Source organism: Mucilaginibacter sp., assembly GCF_035492695.1.
GTDB lineage: Bacteria > Bacteroidota > Bacteroidia > Sphingobacteriales > Sphingobacteriaceae > Mucilaginibacter.
Window position 1 is genome coordinate 230817 of sequence record NZ_DATJJC010000006.1, and the last position, 16325, is coordinate 247141.

11 protein-coding genes are annotated in these 16325 nt (G+C 45.0%); 7 read left to right on the forward strand and 4 right to left on the reverse strand.

Annotated features, from left to right (window positions below):
* Positions 1 to 600: 600 nt before the first annotated feature.
* A complete protein-coding gene (locus VL525_RS03485; RefSeq protein WP_325383397.1) occupies positions 601 to 906 on the reverse strand; it encodes a hypothetical protein in 306 nt (101 codons plus the stop codon).
* Positions 907 to 1896: 990 nt separating this feature from the next.
* Here VL525_RS03485 and VL525_RS03490 point away from each other — a divergent pair.
* Complete coding sequence (locus VL525_RS03490; protein ID WP_325383399.1) at positions 1897 to 2505, forward strand: GIN domain-containing protein; 609 nt, start codon at positions 1897 to 1899, stop codon at positions 2503 to 2505.
* Positions 2506 to 2698: 193 nt separating this feature from the next.
* On the opposite strand, the gene VL525_RS03495 is transcribed toward VL525_RS03490, so the two are convergent.
* Together VL525_RS03495 and VL525_RS03500 are read right to left on the reverse strand one after the other, a co-directional pair.
* The gene (locus VL525_RS03495; RefSeq protein ID WP_325383401.1) at positions 2699 to 3055 is read right to left on the reverse strand and encodes a helix-turn-helix transcriptional regulator; all 357 of its coding nucleotides are present in this window, start codon (positions 3053 to 3055) and stop codon (positions 2699 to 2701) included.
* 264 nt (positions 3056 to 3319) lie between these two features.
* Positions 3320 to 3688, reverse strand: coding sequence for an iron chaperone (locus tag VL525_RS03500; protein ID WP_325383403.1), 369 nt, complete (start codon positions 3686 to 3688; stop codon positions 3320 to 3322).
* Between the two features lie 286 nt (positions 3689 to 3974).
* Between VL525_RS03500 and VL525_RS03505 the strand changes: the two genes are divergently transcribed.
* From VL525_RS03505 to VL525_RS03530, 6 genes are all read left to right on the forward strand, one after another.
* A complete protein-coding gene (locus VL525_RS03505) occupies positions 3975 to 4601 on the forward strand; it encodes a GIN domain-containing protein (protein WP_325383405.1) in 627 nt (208 codons plus the stop codon).
* A gap of 137 nt (positions 4602 to 4738) precedes the next feature.
* Entirely contained in the window at positions 4739 to 5461 is a 723-nt protein-coding gene (locus tag VL525_RS03510) for a head GIN domain-containing protein (protein WP_325383407.1), read from the forward strand.
* Positions 5462 to 5711: 250 nt separating this feature from the next.
* Positions 5712 to 7058, forward strand: coding sequence for a trigger factor (gene tig, locus VL525_RS03515; protein WP_325383409.1), 1347 nt, complete (start codon positions 5712 to 5714; stop codon positions 7056 to 7058).
* A gap of 247 nt (positions 7059 to 7305) precedes the next feature.
* Complete coding sequence (locus VL525_RS03520; protein ID WP_325383411.1) at positions 7306 to 8022, forward strand: ATP-dependent Clp protease proteolytic subunit; 717 nt, start codon at positions 7306 to 7308, stop codon at positions 8020 to 8022.
* 91 nt (positions 8023 to 8113) lie between these two features.
* Complete coding sequence (gene clpX / locus VL525_RS03525) at positions 8114 to 9352, forward strand: ATP-dependent Clp protease ATP-binding subunit ClpX (protein ID WP_325383413.1); 1239 nt, start codon at positions 8114 to 8116, stop codon at positions 9350 to 9352.
* Between the two features lie 185 nt (positions 9353 to 9537).
* Positions 9538 to 10392 carry an AMP nucleosidase gene (locus VL525_RS03530; protein WP_325383415.1) on the forward strand — a complete coding sequence of 285 codons (855 nt, stop codon included), beginning with the start codon at positions 9538 to 9540 and terminating at the stop codon, positions 10390 to 10392.
* Positions 10393 to 10437: 45 nt separating this feature from the next.
* Here the strand turns inward: VL525_RS03530 and VL525_RS03535 are convergent, their stop codons facing one another.
* A complete protein-coding gene (locus VL525_RS03535; protein WP_325383417.1) occupies positions 10438 to 16302 on the reverse strand; it encodes a carboxypeptidase-like regulatory domain-containing protein in 5865 nt (1954 codons plus the stop codon).
* Positions 16303 to 16325: the final 23 nt, after the last annotated feature.

The following is a 16325-nucleotide window of genomic DNA, read 5'->3' on the forward strand; positions in this document are numbered from 1 at the left end:
GATCAGATCATTCGAGCGAAAAGACGCTCGAATGGGCGGGGTAAAAAAACAATTTCTTTTAAATCTTTAAATTAAACTTCCGTTTGCACCATCGGCAATTTAAGCTTGTAGCTCCAGATGCTTATTAATGTGATAAGATAATAGCTTAGGAATTGAAATACACTTGAAGTCCAAAAAAACTTATTGAATAATTCATTGAAATTTAAAATACCAAAAGGCAAAATAATAAGCGGAGCTGCAGCCAAACACGCAAAAAACTTGACGCGAATAACGGACATGCCCGGCTTTGCAACTAACCTGATCGCGATCGACAATAAAAGCCATGAGGGAACGCATAATAATATTCCCAGGGGAACACCATATTTGAGGCCATCAAAAATATCACTTATTTGATAAACCAATGGATCGGTCAATGAAAGAATAATGCCGGTCAGGATCGGCCCTGCCAAAATAGCGGTTATGAATACAACGAAACTAAAAAAGAATATTTGTCTCATTGTGCTAATATAAAAAGAAACCCACATTCTCATTTAAGTCTTCCGAAGGGCGACTTAAATCTCACAAATAAAAATAAGGACCCGGCCCGGAAGTCAAAAATAATCATCTGACCCGGACGGAGCCTTTGATCTTATTATATAATGTTGACACTAAGCATCTTATTTCAACCTTCCAACAGACATCCCCGATAAGCATGTGCAGAGATGGCTGCGCTATCGCTCGCCATGACGTGGGATAGAGGGATAACGGCAGAAAGAAGTATCCGCCGCCTTTTACGGTTACGAAACGTGGTATGCCGGTAAACTTTTCGCGGGGGCAGCCGGGTATGGTCATGTTGTGTTTTTTGCCGTCGTTGTCGCCTTTCGGGTCATCGTTGTTGCCGGTTATGGGGGCGCGGTCGTTATACATGTCGCCGAACTTGGGGTTATTTATTCAGGTTTGCTGCACAAACTCAGGTTAAGCGGGGGGGGTGGAGTTGAACGGTCGCTTCGCCGTTGACTCACCCCGACGACGCTGCGCTGGTCGACCCTCTCTGTTGCGAGCAACAAAGAGGGTTGTTTTTTTACTTTTTATTTAATTTCCTCTTTTCTTTAATGCCCTCTTTTCGCACAGCGAAGAGAGGGTGGTCGAGCGAAGCAATGACATTATCCCCTTTTGGGTTGTAGTTGAACGGTCGCTTCACCGGTTGACTCACCCCGACGACGCTGCGCTGGTCGACCCTCTCTACCGCAAGCGGTAAAGAGGGTTGTGGTAAAATGAAAAGAGTACTTCTTTATGTACCATAGAAACGGCAGCAGGGAGAGGGCAGATTCAGTTAGTGTATGGAATTTGAAAAAAGGTATCGCGGAGATATGTTTTTATTTTTTGTCCGGGCAAATGTGACCGGACTAAAACGGGCTAAAGATGGTTTTTTTTGACTTTTGTTGACTTTTTTTGAAATTTCGGTGAAAAAGCGAGACAAACGAGCATGCAGGATGAATATTCATTTGCCTGATTAACAGCTATATAACAAAGAGGTGTTCACGAAAATGTTAAAAATAGGGCACTTTTTGGTGGTTTCGCAACATCAATTATCTGATTATCAAATAATTAAATATGATTTGGTTCGGCAAGCGGCGGCGGCGTGAACACTTAGTGTAGTGAGTGCTGAATAGTTACAGGTAATAGTTGTAACTGGCTTTTCCGATCACGCCGTCTACTTTCTCCCAATCACTAATCACCAATAACCAATCACTATCCCCCAACTTTTCACCGACGATTACTGCCCGTTCACCGTGAAAATAGGGCCGTACATCTAATAGTCGGGTTTTGCCTGTAACGTTTATTCAGGGGCATCGTCTTATGGATGTATTTAAAAACAAAAGAACATATATAATTCACAATCATACAATTACAAAAATGAAAACTACAATCATAACACTCGCAACCATCGCAGCCTTAGCATTAGGCGCTGGAAATAAATCAATGGCAGCCGATAAAGACGGTGGAGCAAACAAAGCCGAAGTAAGCACGGTGCTTACCACAGTTAACAAGATCAGTAAGATCGAAGTTCGCGGCAATGTTGAACTTTATGTATCTGACAGCGATGCCGACCAGGTAAAGGTTTACAACAAATATTATGAGGAAAGCGCATTGGTGCAAAGCCAGAATGGTGTGCTGCGCATCTCGTCATACGCAGACCAGAAATTGGTGGTTTGGGTAAAATCATCCGATCTGCGTGCCATCAGCGCTTATGATAATGCAGAAGTAAAATCATTCGGTAAGTTAAGTTCGATCGACCTGAATGTAAGCCTTCACAACGATGCATCGGCGAAATTGAACCTGGACGCTTACAGCGCCAATGTTACCCTGGCCGATCATGCCAAAGCCGACCTTAGCGGTACAGCTACCGATATGACCCTGAAGCACGATTTGGCTACCAGTGTAAATAAGGTAAACCTTACTGCCCTGCACATGACCGAGAACAGGAACGTACCAGCCTACCAGTTAGATATGGCTACTTTATAAGCAATCCCCTTTTACCCCGGTTGGGGGTATAAGTTCAGCATATATTTCAGAGAGCTATCTGTATGATACAGATGGCTTTTTTTTTGCGGAAAATATTGGCCAACGGTGGCTGCAGTTAGGAAAATGAAGTGAAAAGTAAGACAAGCCAGCAGGTGAATGTCCTGCTGCTCCTTTAATCCAAAGGGTAGTGATCTTATTGGTTAACCGCTACCTTGTTAAGCTCTTCGTAAAGCTGTATTACCTTGCGCTGCAGGTATAATATCTCCTTTTCGCATTCGGTAAGCTCTTTTTCAAGCTTTTCAAATTCAGGGGTCGGCATTGGCGCAGGTATGGTATCCCCGCCAAATAAACCCGGAAGTCCCACTTCAAAAAGATGAGCTATCTGCTCAAGCCTGGATAAGTTTACATCCGTAACGCCGGTTTCGATTTTTGAATAGGCGGGGATGGAAATGTTCAGCCGCTCAGCTATTACCTGCTGACTCCATTTGTTGTTTTCGCGCAGGCGCCTGATGTTGTTTCCAACAGGTGAGTTTGATTTACTTTTTGCCATTTTAATTAGGGTACGTGCGATAATTTTTGGTCGAGCAAATTAACTATCTGGTATTAAAGTAACCACAAGGTTATCTGCGGGTTAAATATAAGAAAAGCAAAAGTTAAAAAAGAAGCGTTGTGGATAAATAAATGTTTGATAAACAGTTTAGTGCAAATTTCACTTCAAGGATAGCTGGCTACATAGCAAACGTCCTATATTTAAAAGGATGTTCTAACACTAATTTTTGATTTATTACTATTTTTTTAGGGTATATAAGCTATACTATTTCCCCTTAAGCTCGTCTGCTTTGAATTTCGTCATCCGGGTAAGCAGGTCCAGCGGCAGTGGCTTATTGGCAGGCAGCCTGATGGACGATTTTGAGATATCAAGGCCAGGTAGTTCATCCTTAAAAGCACCGAACACTTTACCGGCGTGCGGAAAAGTTATATGATAATGATTTTTGAAGGCGGCAAAATAGACCAGCTTGCCGTGATAGTCGAGCGCAGGCATCTGGTAGTGTATCAGCTCTGCGGCTTCGGGTACCGCTTGCTTAAAGGCTGTTCTTAAAGTTTCGAGCTTTTGCTGCACATCTGCCGGAAATGAGGCGATGTATTGTTCCACTGTTTCAAATTTGATCCGGGACGTTGTCATAAGTAACCAGGTTTTTTCCACATAAAGGTACGATGCGGATGCAATTGTTGTGATAGCGAAGAGCGACAATGTTACGGTACCATTGCGACATAGGACGAAACTGCTTCCATTTGCGCCCGGTGGTATGGACGATAAAAACTTTCACCGACTGAAATCCCCGGTTTACCGAAAAAAAGCCCCTGTATAACTAATAGAGGCCTTTTTGATGTAACGGCGCCCCCTTGTGTATAGTCTTATGAGTGTAATTAGGAAATAAAAAAACAACCGACTTTAAAATATTACTTATATGAAAACTAAAATATTCTCCCTGGTAGCAGTTGCAGCAATCGCACTCGGAATAGGAAACACAGCATTGGCAGACGGCAAAAATGACTCAGTCGCCAAAAACAGTAACGAGGTAAGCACCGTGCTTGCCGATGTATCGAAGATCAGCAAGATAGAAGTGCGCGGCAATGTCGAACTTTATGTATCTGACGGCGAGGCCGACCAGGTAAAAGTTTACAACAAATACTACGAGCAAAGCGCCTTGGTACAAAGCCAGAACGGCGTATTGCGCATCTCATCTTACGCTGGTCAGAAACTGGTAGTTTGGGTTAAATCAGCCGATCTTCGCTCCATTACTGCTTATGACAATGCCGAAGTGAGGTCATTTGGCAAACTTTCACCACTCGACCTGACTGTAACTTTGAGCGACAATGCCTACGCAAAATTGAAAGTTGACGGTTACGGCATGAATGTGATCCTGAAAGGCCGCGCAAAAGCCGATATAGCAGGCAGTGTTGAGCAAAGCAATCTGAAATACGACCATTCAGCTACTTTAAACAGCACCGAATTTGCAGCCGCACACCTGGTAAGAACTATTGACGGCGTGACAAAAAACAACGCAAAAGCCGACGAGTTCGCAGGTTTATAATTAATCATCGCAAGGATTCAATTATATATGTTCAAAAAGTCGTCCGTATCCCAATAGATCGGACGGCTTTTTTTATTGTATTTTTGCTGTAACCCTTATATTTACCTTATAGTCTAACATATCAAAACAACCAAACCATGAAAAGGACTTATTTTATTTCAATAGCTTTTATCGCTTTTCTCGCCATAGTAATACTGCCATCATGCAGGTTCAGGTGCATTAAAGGTTCGGGCAATCACGTTTCCGAGAACCATAAAGTGAGTGATTTCACCCGTATCAATGTGTCAGGCGGCTTCAAGGTAACCCTGAAACAGGACAGCAGCCTTAATGTAAGTATCAATGCCGACGATAACCTGATGAAATATATTCATGTCGAATCGGACGGCGACGAACTGAAAGTATATTATAAAAAGAATGTTTGCCCGAGCGGCCAGATGGAGATCAGCATCGGCGTGCGTAACCTCGAAAAACTAAAAGGGTCGGGTGCCATTAACTTTGTATCAGATGGAAAGATCAATACCAAAGACCTTGACATTAAGCTTAACGGCGCAAGTAATATTAATATGGACCTGTCGGCGGCAAACTTAAGTACCGAAAGCGCAGGGGCCAGCGAGATCACGTTAAGAGGCCAGGCAACCTCGCACCGCATTGAAATGACCGGTAACGGAACCGTGCACGCTTTTGATTTTGTGGTGGGCAAATATGATTTACATACCACCGGCGCCAGCGATTGCGAGATAAATGTATTGAACGATCTGCAGGTAAGTTCTACCGGTGCTGCTGACGTGAAGTACAAGGGTAATCCCGCCAATGTCAATACATCTAAACTTGGCGCTGCTACAGTAACGCATGTGAACTAATCCAGCTTTTCAGCCCTCTTTATGGCAAACCATACAGAGGGCTGGCGAGTGGAAGAGTACAGAGGCAGGTCGATAGCCTGTCGAAAAACCAAAACTTCATGGCATATCGCAACAGGGCTCTCCAAAAGACATTAGCCTGACTTATTTTTTCCAAAAAATCTTCTTACCTTTGCCCCCTCCAAAATCGGTTGTGTGCAAATGATTTAGCGCCCGGCCGTTTGAATTTTAAAGTAAAAACACGCCGAAAAAGATGAATATTTCACAGGAAAAGATCGACAACCTGAATGCAGTTGTAAAAATCAATATCAAACCCGAAGATTACCAGCCAAGGGTTGAAAAAGCTATACGCGACCACGCGAAGAAAGCCAAGATACCAGGGTTCCGCCCGGGCATGGTGCCGGCATCGCACATAAAAAGAATGTATGGCAAAAGCATTTTGGTCGACGAGGTGAACAACCTGCTTTCGGATACGCTGAATAACTACATTAACGAGCAGCAGTTGGAAGTATTGGGCCAACCCCTGCCAAAAGCTGACGACAAAGAATATAATTGGGATTTTGCCGACGATTTCGAATTTAACTACGAATTAGGCTTAGCGCCTGCTTTCGAGATAGACTTTTCGTCGAAGGATAAAGTGACCCAATATGTGATCAAAGCTGACGACGAAACCCTGGCTGCACGTATTACCAATATCCGCAAAAGCTATGGCAAAATGACAAATCCTGACGTATCGGCAGAAGGTGATGTGCTTTATGCCGAATTAGTTCAGCTTTCTCCCGATGGTTCTGTTTTTGAGGATGGCATTACCAATACCACCTCCGTTCGATTGGACCAGGTGCAGGATGCGAAAATAAAAAAATCGCTTATCGGCCTTAAAAAGGACGATGTGGTAACACTGGATATTCAGAAAGCTTACAATAAGGACGCAGCGCGTATAGCGGCTATATTAAAAATAGACGAAGACTTTGCTGCAGACGTTGTATCAAACTTCCGCCTGACGGTTAAAAATGTGAACCGCCTGGAAGAAAGTGATCTGAACCAGGAGTTCTTTGATAAATTATTTGGTGAAGGTAAGGTGACCACCGAAGAGGGTTTCAGGGATGAGATAACCAAAGAAGTGGAAGCTATGTATGCCCAGGATTCGGAGCGCAAGTTGCAAAACGACTTGTATAAATTGGCCGTTGACAAAGCTAAATTTGAATTGCCCGACGAGTTCCTGAAACGCTGGCTTAAAGCTACGAATGATAAACTGACTGATGAGGAACTGGCAGGTGGTTATAACGATTTCGCCCAGAACCTTAAATGGACTTTGATCGAGAACAAGGTGATCAAGGATAACAAGATCGAGATCAAATACGAGGAAGTTTTCCAGGCAGCAAAGGCACGTTTGGATGCGCAGTTCAGAATGTACAGCCCGCAGCCGCTAAGCGACGAGCAATTAGGCCAGTACACTGTTCAGTATTTACAGAACAAGGATGAAGCCAACAAGATATTTGAAGAAGTAAAGGCGCTTAAAGTGCTTGACCATCTGAAAAGTATTGTAACGTTGGATCAGAAAGAGATCACTTCGAAGAAATTCGCTGAGCTGGAAAAATAATCTTCCACTTCACGTCATGGCGAGGAGCGAAGCCATCTCTGGACATGCAAGTCAAATTCTGCTAATTCTTGAATTTTAAAAATTCGGGTTCAGACACTTACGATAACCAAAGCAACTCATCCGGGTTGCTTTGCTGTTTTATAAAACTCCACCTGATAATTTTACTTTTAAAAAACTTTGGTTGAATAATCATATTCAACTAAAAACTATATTTAACCCGATTAACTCAAAAAGAAAGATCAAAAACATGAACATTGATAAAAACGAATTCAGGAAGTATGCTGTTAAGCATCATCGTATAAACAGCCTGTATGTAGATAAATTTATTGGCAATGTACAAGCGACCGGTATGCCTATGGGCATTGCCCCAACCGGCATGACGCCGTACATCATTGAGGAACGCCAGTTGAATGTAGCTCAAATGGACGTATTCTCGCGTTTGATGATGGACCGTATCATCTTCCTTGGCGATGCTATTTATGACAATATCGCCAACATCATCCAGGCGCAGTTGTTGTTTTTGCAGTCGGCCGATGCCAAACGCGATATCCAGATCTACATCAACTCGCCGGGTGGTTCGGTATATGCCGGCCTGGGTATTTATGATACCATGCAGTTTATCTCGAACGACGTAGCAACCATCTGTACCGGCATGGCCGCCTCGATGGCCGCTGTACTGCTTTGCGCGGGTACAAAGGGAAAAAGGGCCGCATTACCGCATTCGCGCGTGATGATACACCAGCCATCGGGCGGTGCGCAGGGCCAGCAGTCGGATATCGAAATATCTTACCACGAGATCACCAAGCTGAAAAAGGAACTGTACCAGATCATTGCCGATCATAGCGGTGCATCTTATGATAAAGTTGATAAAGCATCGGACCGTGATCACTGGATGACTTCGGAAGAAGCTATCGAATTTGGCATGGTGGATGAGATACTGCGTGGCACAAACAGCAAGAAATAATAAAAACAACGGGGTCATTTACAACGTATTAATAATAAATAAATGGCCCTGTTCGTTGTGATAATGCCGGGCTTTAATTATATTTGATAAGATGAATAAGAATAGCAAAGAGATAAGGTGTTCATTTTGCGGTGCCGGAAAGCAGGATTCGCTGATGCTTATCGCTGGTTTGGATGCACATATTTGTGATAAATGTGTAAACCAGGCTAACGAGATACTGGCCGAGGAACTGAAGGTTCGCAAAGTAAAAACATCTCCATCGGCCCCTTCGTTGCTGAAACCATCCGAGATCAAAGCGCACCTCGACCAGTACGTTATTGGTCAGGATGACGCCAAAAAAATCCTTTCCGTAGCTGTTTACAACCACTACAAGCGTCTTAACCAACGCATTGATAAGGATGAGGTGGAAATTGAAAAATCCAACATCATCATGGTGGGTGAAACAGGTACCGGTAAAACCCTGCTGGCCAAAACGCTTGCGAAGACACTTAACGTTCCTTTCTGCATTTGTGATGCGACAGTATTAACTGAAGCCGGTTATGTGGGGGAAGACGTGGAGAGCATTCTGACCCGTTTGTTACAGGCTGCCGATTATGACGTAGCTGCTGCCGAAAAAGGTATCGTTTATATCGACGAGGTGGATAAGATAGCCCGCAAAAGCGACAACGCTTCTATTACACGCGATGTTTCTGGTGAAGGTGTTCAGCAGGCTTTGTTGAAGATTCTTGAAGGTACTATGGTGAATGTACCACCGCAGGGCGGTCGCAAGCATCCCGATCAGAAGATGATCACCGTGAACACAAATAACATCTTGTTCATCTGCGGCGGCGCTTTCGACGGCATTGAAAAGAAGATAGCAGGCAGGCTGCGTACGCAAACCGTTGGTTACAAATTTAAGAACCACGATGGCGATGTAGACCTGAAGAATCTGTATAAATACATTACTCCACAGGATCTGAAGTCGTTTGGTTTGATACCCGAACTGATAGGTCGTTTGCCGGTATTGACCTACCTTAATCCATTGGATAGGGAAGCCCTTCAGAATATTTTGACGGAACCTAAAAACTCGCTCCTTAAACAGTATAAAAAACTGTTCGAATACGAGGGCGTGAAGCTGGAGTTTGATGAGGAGGTACTAGATTTCATCGTGGATAAAGCAATGGAGTTTAAGCTCGGTGCCCGTGGTCTGCGTTCTATTTGTGAAGCGATCATGATCGACGCCATGTTCGAGTTTCCGTCAAAAAAAGATGTTAAACGCCTGAATGTGACCATGGACTACGCCAGGGAGAAATTTGAAAAGTCGGACCTGAAAAAATTAAAGGTGGCTTAACATAGCATAAATTTAAAAACACGTATATTTGTACCGCAAGCCCTGGTGAAACACCGGGGTTTGTCGTATAATATAAAATCAAAATAGGGGTGTCAGCCTGAGATACCCGAAGGATGAGTGAAAAAGCCTTTGCCCGCATGTTTCGGGAGCCTCAACATGACATCCACCTTATAACTCTACATACTATGAACGAAGAAAAAGACATCAAAAAAGACGCCCCTGAAACCGAAAAACCTGCAGAAGTAACTTCGCCAGTAAAATCGGGCTTAAAAACCAAAGAAGCGATAGTAGCCAACTGGCTGCCCCGGTATACCGGCCGGCCGCTGGCTGATTTCGGCGAGTATATCATCCTTACCAATTTCTCCAGGTACCTGCAGCTCTTTTCAGACTGGAACGAAAATACGCCGATAATGGGCTTGGATAAACCCATGCAAACCGTTACGGCCAACGGCATTACCATTATCAATTTTGGAATGGGCAGCCCGGTTGCTGCCACCATTATGGACCTGCTAACAGCTATAAAACCCAAAGCCGTTATATTTTTGGGTAAATGCGGCGGATTGAAGAAGAAGAATAAAGTAGGCGACCTGATATTACCGATAGCCGCGATAAGGGGCGAAGGGACTTCCGACGACTATATGCCCGCCGAAGTGCCGGCTTTGCCCGCGTTTGCCTTGCAAAAAGCTATATCGACCACCATTCGCGACTTTGGACGCGATTACTGGACAGGTACCTGTTACACTACCAACCGCCGCGTTTGGGAACACGATAAAGAGTTTAAACAATACCTCAAAAAATTACGCGCCATGGCCGTGGATATGGAAACGGCTACTATCTTCACTACCGGCTTCGCCAATAAGATACCCACCGGCGCGTTATTGCTTGTATCAGATCAGCCGATGATCCCGGAAGGTGTCAAAACCTCCGAAAGTGATTCAGCTGTTACCGAACAATATGTAGAAACCCACCTGCGCGTTGGTATCGAATCATTGAAACAACTCATCAACAACGGGTTAACGGTAAAGCATTTGAAGTTTTAGTTGATTGAGTTGACCATCCTTCCGGACTTGCAAAACTCAATCAACTTAATCACCCACTGCTACCTTCTTCATCCCCTCTCTGCCATAAAACACGGGAAAATACATCATCTCGGCCTTTGCCGGGTTGATGTTGTAGATACCGCTGTAACGGGGCATCAAATTTATCGTAAAGGTATACGTGCCTTGTTTCAGGCTACGGCAAAAAATGCTTACCCGGTCTTTAAAATATTCGCGGTGTACTTCATTGCCCCAGTTTTGCTCTTTGCTTTCGTACGAGCATCCGGCCGGTATCGGGATATTGATCATCACATAATCGGCATCGCCGCGGGCAGTTACCTCTGCCTTAAGTTCAACAGCCTCACCGCCTTTTAATTTGGTCAGCTTGTCGCCCTTTTTCTCAAACCAGCTATTAACAGTAAAGTCTTTGCTTACTTTTTCAGGTTTCCTGTTCCAGAATTGCTGGTAACCAGTGATATAAACCGGTAGGGTGCCTGTTTTGGTAATTTTCAGGTCATTAGTGGTAAAAGTAGCAGTGTAAGGGAATTTGATAATGGTCTCTTCTTTTGCGCCGGACAAAGTGATCGAAGCAGGTTTGATTTCCTTATCGGCTGTTAACAGGTCTGGCAAAATATTTTCCAGTATCAATGCCGATTCATAGGTATTGCGCCAGTCTCCACCTTTACGCTGCTCCATAAAGTAGCCTCTTATTTTAGCCAGTACTTCCGGATGTTTCCCATCATTCTTGATGATCTGGTAAGCAAGTACGCTCAATTGAACTGAGTTGTCAAAAAAGCGGTAGCTTTCTTCACCCCAGTAAATGTTACCGAACATGGTGTGCAGTTCTTTCGCAAGCAGGCTGTCCATTTTTACCGGGAGGTCGGCCTGCTGTTTTATCCGCATCAGCCGCATCTTATTATATTCCGATGGTGTTTTCTGAAGGCTGATTTCCTTGCTGATAATAGCGACGTACTTTTCATAGTCAGCCTTTGCACCCAATTTTTTAAGTAGTTCGAGGCAGTTTAACCTGTCCCGCTCCTTATAGCTATCCAGCTGATATAATAAATATTGGGTAAGCTTAACTTTATCCAGTCCGGTTTGATAGCCGTCATTTTCGGCGTCCAGCAAAGCATCAATCACATGCAGGCTCACCCACAACTCTTCAGGCGTATCTTTCCACCAGCCCCATATGCCCTGGCTATTCCGGTTTTGCTGGATTTTTTTGATGATCTCCGTAATGTTCCTTCCGTGTTCGAAAGGTTCATTCAAAAACTTTTTGATGCGCCGTTCACTCAGCAGCCCTATCAACTTGGACGCCAGCTGCTCGTTACACAAATACTGATAGTTCCTTAACTTATCGCTCTCTTCAAGTAAAGCCGGCAATACCGACGATTCTGCATGAAAGGTAACCGAACCCAAAGCAGGGTCAAATTTCAGGCTGACCGTAGTATCCTTTTCAAGCGCCTCAAAAACACCTTTGGTCTCTTTGGTTCCCTGTTCCATCAAAGGTATTTTTCGACGTTCGCCATCAAAGTAGCCATTGTCGCGTTTAATGGTATATTCAAATGCCAGGCTATCGGCACCCCCGGCAGTCACGCTCATGGTATCAATGTGCGAGTTTTTTATCTGCAGCAGATCGTGGGTTATGGGTTTGCCATTGAAAGCAAAACCCCGTTCCACTTTTATCGTGTCCGCTGTATAATTCAGCACTTTGCCTATTACATGCAGTTCATCGCCTCTCACAGCAAACTGGGGCGATACAAAATTAGCGCTCACCGGGCGGTACGATTTGATCTGCTTCTCACTGAACCCGGTTTGCTTTTGGCCGTTTATAGCTACAACAAAAGTGCGCCAGTTGGTAATATCATCCGGGAATATCGAAACAAAGCTGGCCTTACCTTCGGCATCGGTGGTTAATTTAGGCTGCCAGTAAGCATAATCCGAGAAATTTTTGCGAAGACTTTGCGATCCTTCCCCCTGCCTGGTGGTGTCGGCACCCTGGCCAGCTTTTGACTTCTTTTTGGTATTGATCACTATTACGCCGTTCGCAGCTTGCGACCCATACAAAGCAGTTGCTGCGGCATCTTTTAGCATCGATATTTCCCCTATATCGGCCGGGCTGATACTGTTCAGGTCCGCAACAATTTCACCATCCACAACAATGAGTGGCTTTGCACCTGACTTGTCTGATATGCCCCTGATGTATATGGTACTTCCGCCACCCGGTTGGCCTTCAATCATTACACCCGCAGCTTGTCCCATCAGGCCCTGCTCTGTCGTAGTAACGACCGCCATAGAATATGCAATATCCTTTTTTCTAACCGTCGCGTATCCGGTTACCACCACTTCGTTTAACTGGTTGCTTGCAGGGGTAAGGCTAATCGTCACCTGGCGCCCTGGCTCTATACGTATCTCCTGCGTGACGTAGCCAATATAACTCACGATCAGCTTTCCTGATGAAGGTGCTTTAAGCCTAAAATGCCCGTTCACATCGCTAACCACGCCGTGGTTGGTTCCCTTTACTTTTATCATGCAACCAATAATAGGTTGTTTATCATCACTGCCGATGACGGTACCGCTCATCGAATCGCCGAAGTTCGTCATATCAAAATACTGGTCGTTAAAAGCCTCTTTCAATTTTAGCGCGTCGTTCTGTACATCGCTGTCGCCGGCTTTATAGGCGCTTGTCCGGTTGGCCATTACCCGGTTTATTTTAATGCTGACAGAATCCCTGGCGTGGGTGGGCAGCACATCAAATTTGTACATTGTCACCCCAAACGCCTTAACAACCACATCGTCCTTAATATCATAACTGTCACCTTTCAGCAGGAACAGTATGCGATATTTGCCGGGCCTCAACGGGCTGAACCTGGTTGTATTGCCTGAATGTACCTGTATAAAATCCGGGTCATCGTACCGGTACAGGATGATGTTTTTGATCAGCGGACCCTTATGGTCTTTATAATCCTGTACCGAAATTTCCAGCCGCCCGGTAACCCTGCCTGTAACAGGTTCATTAATAAACAATTGCTGGGTATTGCTTTTAAGGTACTGGTATTGGTCCCATATACTGTCAGCCTCGCTATGGGTAAGCACGTATTGTTTGTAGTCGGTTGCGCCCTGTCCGAATATCAGCGCCGTGCGGAACGGATATCTCGAGGGAATGCTTTTCTGCTTCAACAGGCCCGGTTCAAACAAATAGCTGTAATCCGGCTCAACCAGGAAGCTCCTCGGCTTTTCGCCGGGTAAAAGCAGGTCGGCATAGTTATAGGCCAACGGGCCAACAAGCACCTGGTTACTGTTGCGGTAACCTGTGTTAACAGGGTTCAGCAACGCCAACTGATCGCCCTGTTGTAGCAGCGCCAGCTTACCGTTGAAATTGTCGGTAATGGTAACCATATGCTGATCAACAAAATTGGCTTCGTAGCGGTCTAACGTATCGGCCATTTTGACAAATGTTGCAGCGTGGTTCGATGTATCATCGTTCAGGCTGATGATGAGTTTCCTGTAAGCGTCAACCTGTACACTGTCCAGCTTAATGAATTGCGTAGTGGTCCTGAATTTCAGGTTATGTTTGCCCGGTTTTACGGCAAAGCTGTAACGCTCCATTTGCTGCGCCTGGTCAAAGTATACCGGCCGCTCGTCGATAAAAAGGATATGTACCGGTTCAATATCTCCATTCTTCATAACAAAAGGCGCAATCTGGGTAATGGTATCATGCAACGCCTCCTCGCTGCGGTATACAGGATGCGGGTGGGTAAATTGGTAATAGGCTATGCTGTCGAGCCCCATTTCGCGGCTCCAGCGTTTCCAATCCAGGTGGCTCATACCCGTAGTATTGTTGTTTTGCTCCAGGTATCTTTCGCGGTTGGTCCTGCGGTAATAATTCTCTTTACCTAAATAGGGTATAAATGGTGTGTGGTAGTCGGTAAACTTTCGTGTAAGGGCCCATGCGGTAATATCGGCATTGGCCACGGGCTTGCCTGCCTGGTCGGTTACGGCTATCTCCGAACGTACCCGCTGGCCGGGATAAACGGTTACGGGCTGCTTTACATACACATTCAGCAATTTATCCTGGTAAGGCACCGTAGTTTGTTCCGATTCACTTTTGCCGGCCCAAATGTAATTCACCACAAAATTGATATCCTTCGATCCGCTATACGCTTTCCTGTAAAACAGGGTGCTTGCTTCACCGGTTTCCAACAAGTCGGTACCCGCAAATGCAGCGTACCATAAATGCAGGTTACGCTCATTGGTCACCCTTACAAACAGTGAATCGGCAGTGCGGTAACCAGAGAGCGAGATACCACTTTGACTTTCTTTCAGATCCACATCCATGTCGGTGCTGTCGGTTTCAATATTGTAGCTTACAGCATTTGGGTTGATGATGATCTTAGACGGCAGCATCACTTTCGTTTTTGACAGGGTATCCTCGCCGCTAAGCGCGCTGATCACCGCTTCGCCTTTTATCTCTTTACCCAGTTTAAAATACGAGGAAACCAGCGTGTCGCCCTTTATTTCACCCGATATGCGGTAGCGCTCGTAATTATAGGTCACCTGGTTTTGTGTCGACCGCGACTCGTTATTGCTGTTTAAAAATTGAGCTTGTATCTCGTAACCCAGGCTTGCCTTCGGAAATATCGAATCGGGGATAAGAACCTTTGTTTCACCAACCGGTTCGAGCGTCACCTGGTGCACCCACAAAGTATCAGGCACAAAAATTTTTGTTGATTGATTGTACTTCAATATGGGGTTAGTCAATGTCAGAGTAACACGGCCGTCGCTTACCGGCAGATCGTTTTCATTCACGGCCTTCAGGTATACCACCAGCGGGTCGCCGGTCCAATGCTCGGTCTTATCCAGCCGGGTGCTGAAATTGACTGACTTCAACTCATATTCTTCGTACTTAAACTGAGCGGCGAAAAAAACCCTGCGTTTGGCCATAGCAGCCTTGTCCTCGCTGTCAGTGTTGTCATCGTCCAGGCCATATTTGGCGCTCGATGGGTCTTCCAGGCTGATTGTATATTGTTCATCGAGATCAAGGTCCAGCGTATCACGCAAAACCACGTTGCCTTCGTAACCGCCATCGCGGTAGCTGTTCACATACCCGGTAATTACATCGTCAATATTGTTGCGGTCGGTAAGCCTTACCAGCACACGCGGAACGGTTATCGGTTTCTTACTCTTTTTATCCAGGATGAAAGCTTTAAACTTTACCGTATCACCGGGCCTGTAAATGGCCTTATTGAAAATCATAAAGCCGGTGTAATAGTCGCTATAGTTATTTGGATAGCGGTTATAACTATAGTTGTTCTTATGCCTGAACAGTTGTTTAATACCGTACCATTTTGCCTTCAGCCAGTTACGGCGATAGCGGTGTTGCTCAGCTACAGTAAAGAAATTTACCACACCCTGGTAATCTACCCGGATAAGCTTTACTTTTTTTGAGCTTTTGGCATGATATAGCCCGCTTTTGCTGTCAAAAGCTATCAATTTATGTTTGATATGCACTACCGCGTTGCTTATCCTTTCGCCCTGGCGGTTAACCAGGGAAAATGAAATATCGCCGGTATTATGCATAAGCTTCAGGTCTGCTGTGTGATTTTCGATCAGCTTATACTGCAGCACGTTTTTCTCCGCATAAACCTTCAGGTAATTACCCGGCGGCAGGTAATTCCGCCAGCGCTCATCTGTTTTAAACGAATCTACCAGCGTATGCATCATTTTCTCGGGTAGCAGCTCGTCGGCCCTGCCATAAAAGCGCATCACCTCATCCGGCTCCAGCCGGTAGATAAAAGTATAATAACTGCTCTGCCGACTGGGAGTCAGTAGTTTTTGCTGTGCGAATAAGCCGCCTTGTATGAAAGCGATAAACAATAAAAGCGCTGTTGTTTTTTTGCAGAGACGTGACATGGGATACGGGTTTATCAGTTGTT

Bases quoted from the DNA above. Each gene is read 5' to 3' on its own strand.
- VL525_RS03485 (WP_325383397.1), bottom strand. From the start codon at position 906: ATGTATAACGACCGCGCCCCCATAACCGGCAACAACGATGACCCGAAA.
- VL525_RS03490 (WP_325383399.1), top strand. From the start codon at position 1,897: ATGAAAACTACAATCATAACACTCGCAACCATCGCAGCCTTAGCATTA.
- VL525_RS03495 (WP_325383401.1), bottom strand. From the start codon at position 3,055: ATGGCAAAAAGTAAATCAAACTCACCTGTTGGAAACAACATCAGGCGC.
- VL525_RS03500 (WP_325383403.1), bottom strand. From the start codon at position 3,688: ATGACAACGTCCCGGATCAAATTTGAAACAGTGGAACAATACATCGCC.
- VL525_RS03505 (WP_325383405.1), top strand. From the start codon at position 3,975: ATGAAAACTAAAATATTCTCCCTGGTAGCAGTTGCAGCAATCGCACTC.
- VL525_RS03510 (WP_325383407.1), top strand. From the start codon at position 4,739: ATGAAAAGGACTTATTTTATTTCAATAGCTTTTATCGCTTTTCTCGCC.
- tig (WP_325383409.1), top strand. From the start codon at position 5,712: ATGAATATTTCACAGGAAAAGATCGACAACCTGAATGCAGTTGTAAAA.
- VL525_RS03520 (WP_325383411.1), top strand. From the start codon at position 7,306: ATGAACATTGATAAAAACGAATTCAGGAAGTATGCTGTTAAGCATCAT.
- clpX (WP_325383413.1), top strand. From the start codon at position 8,114: ATGAATAAGAATAGCAAAGAGATAAGGTGTTCATTTTGCGGTGCCGGA.
- VL525_RS03530 (WP_325383415.1), top strand. From the start codon at position 9,538: ATGAACGAAGAAAAAGACATCAAAAAAGACGCCCCTGAAACCGAAAAA.
- VL525_RS03535 (WP_325383417.1), bottom strand. From the start codon at position 16,302: ATGTCACGTCTCTGCAAAAAAACAACAGCGCTTTTATTGTTTATCGCT.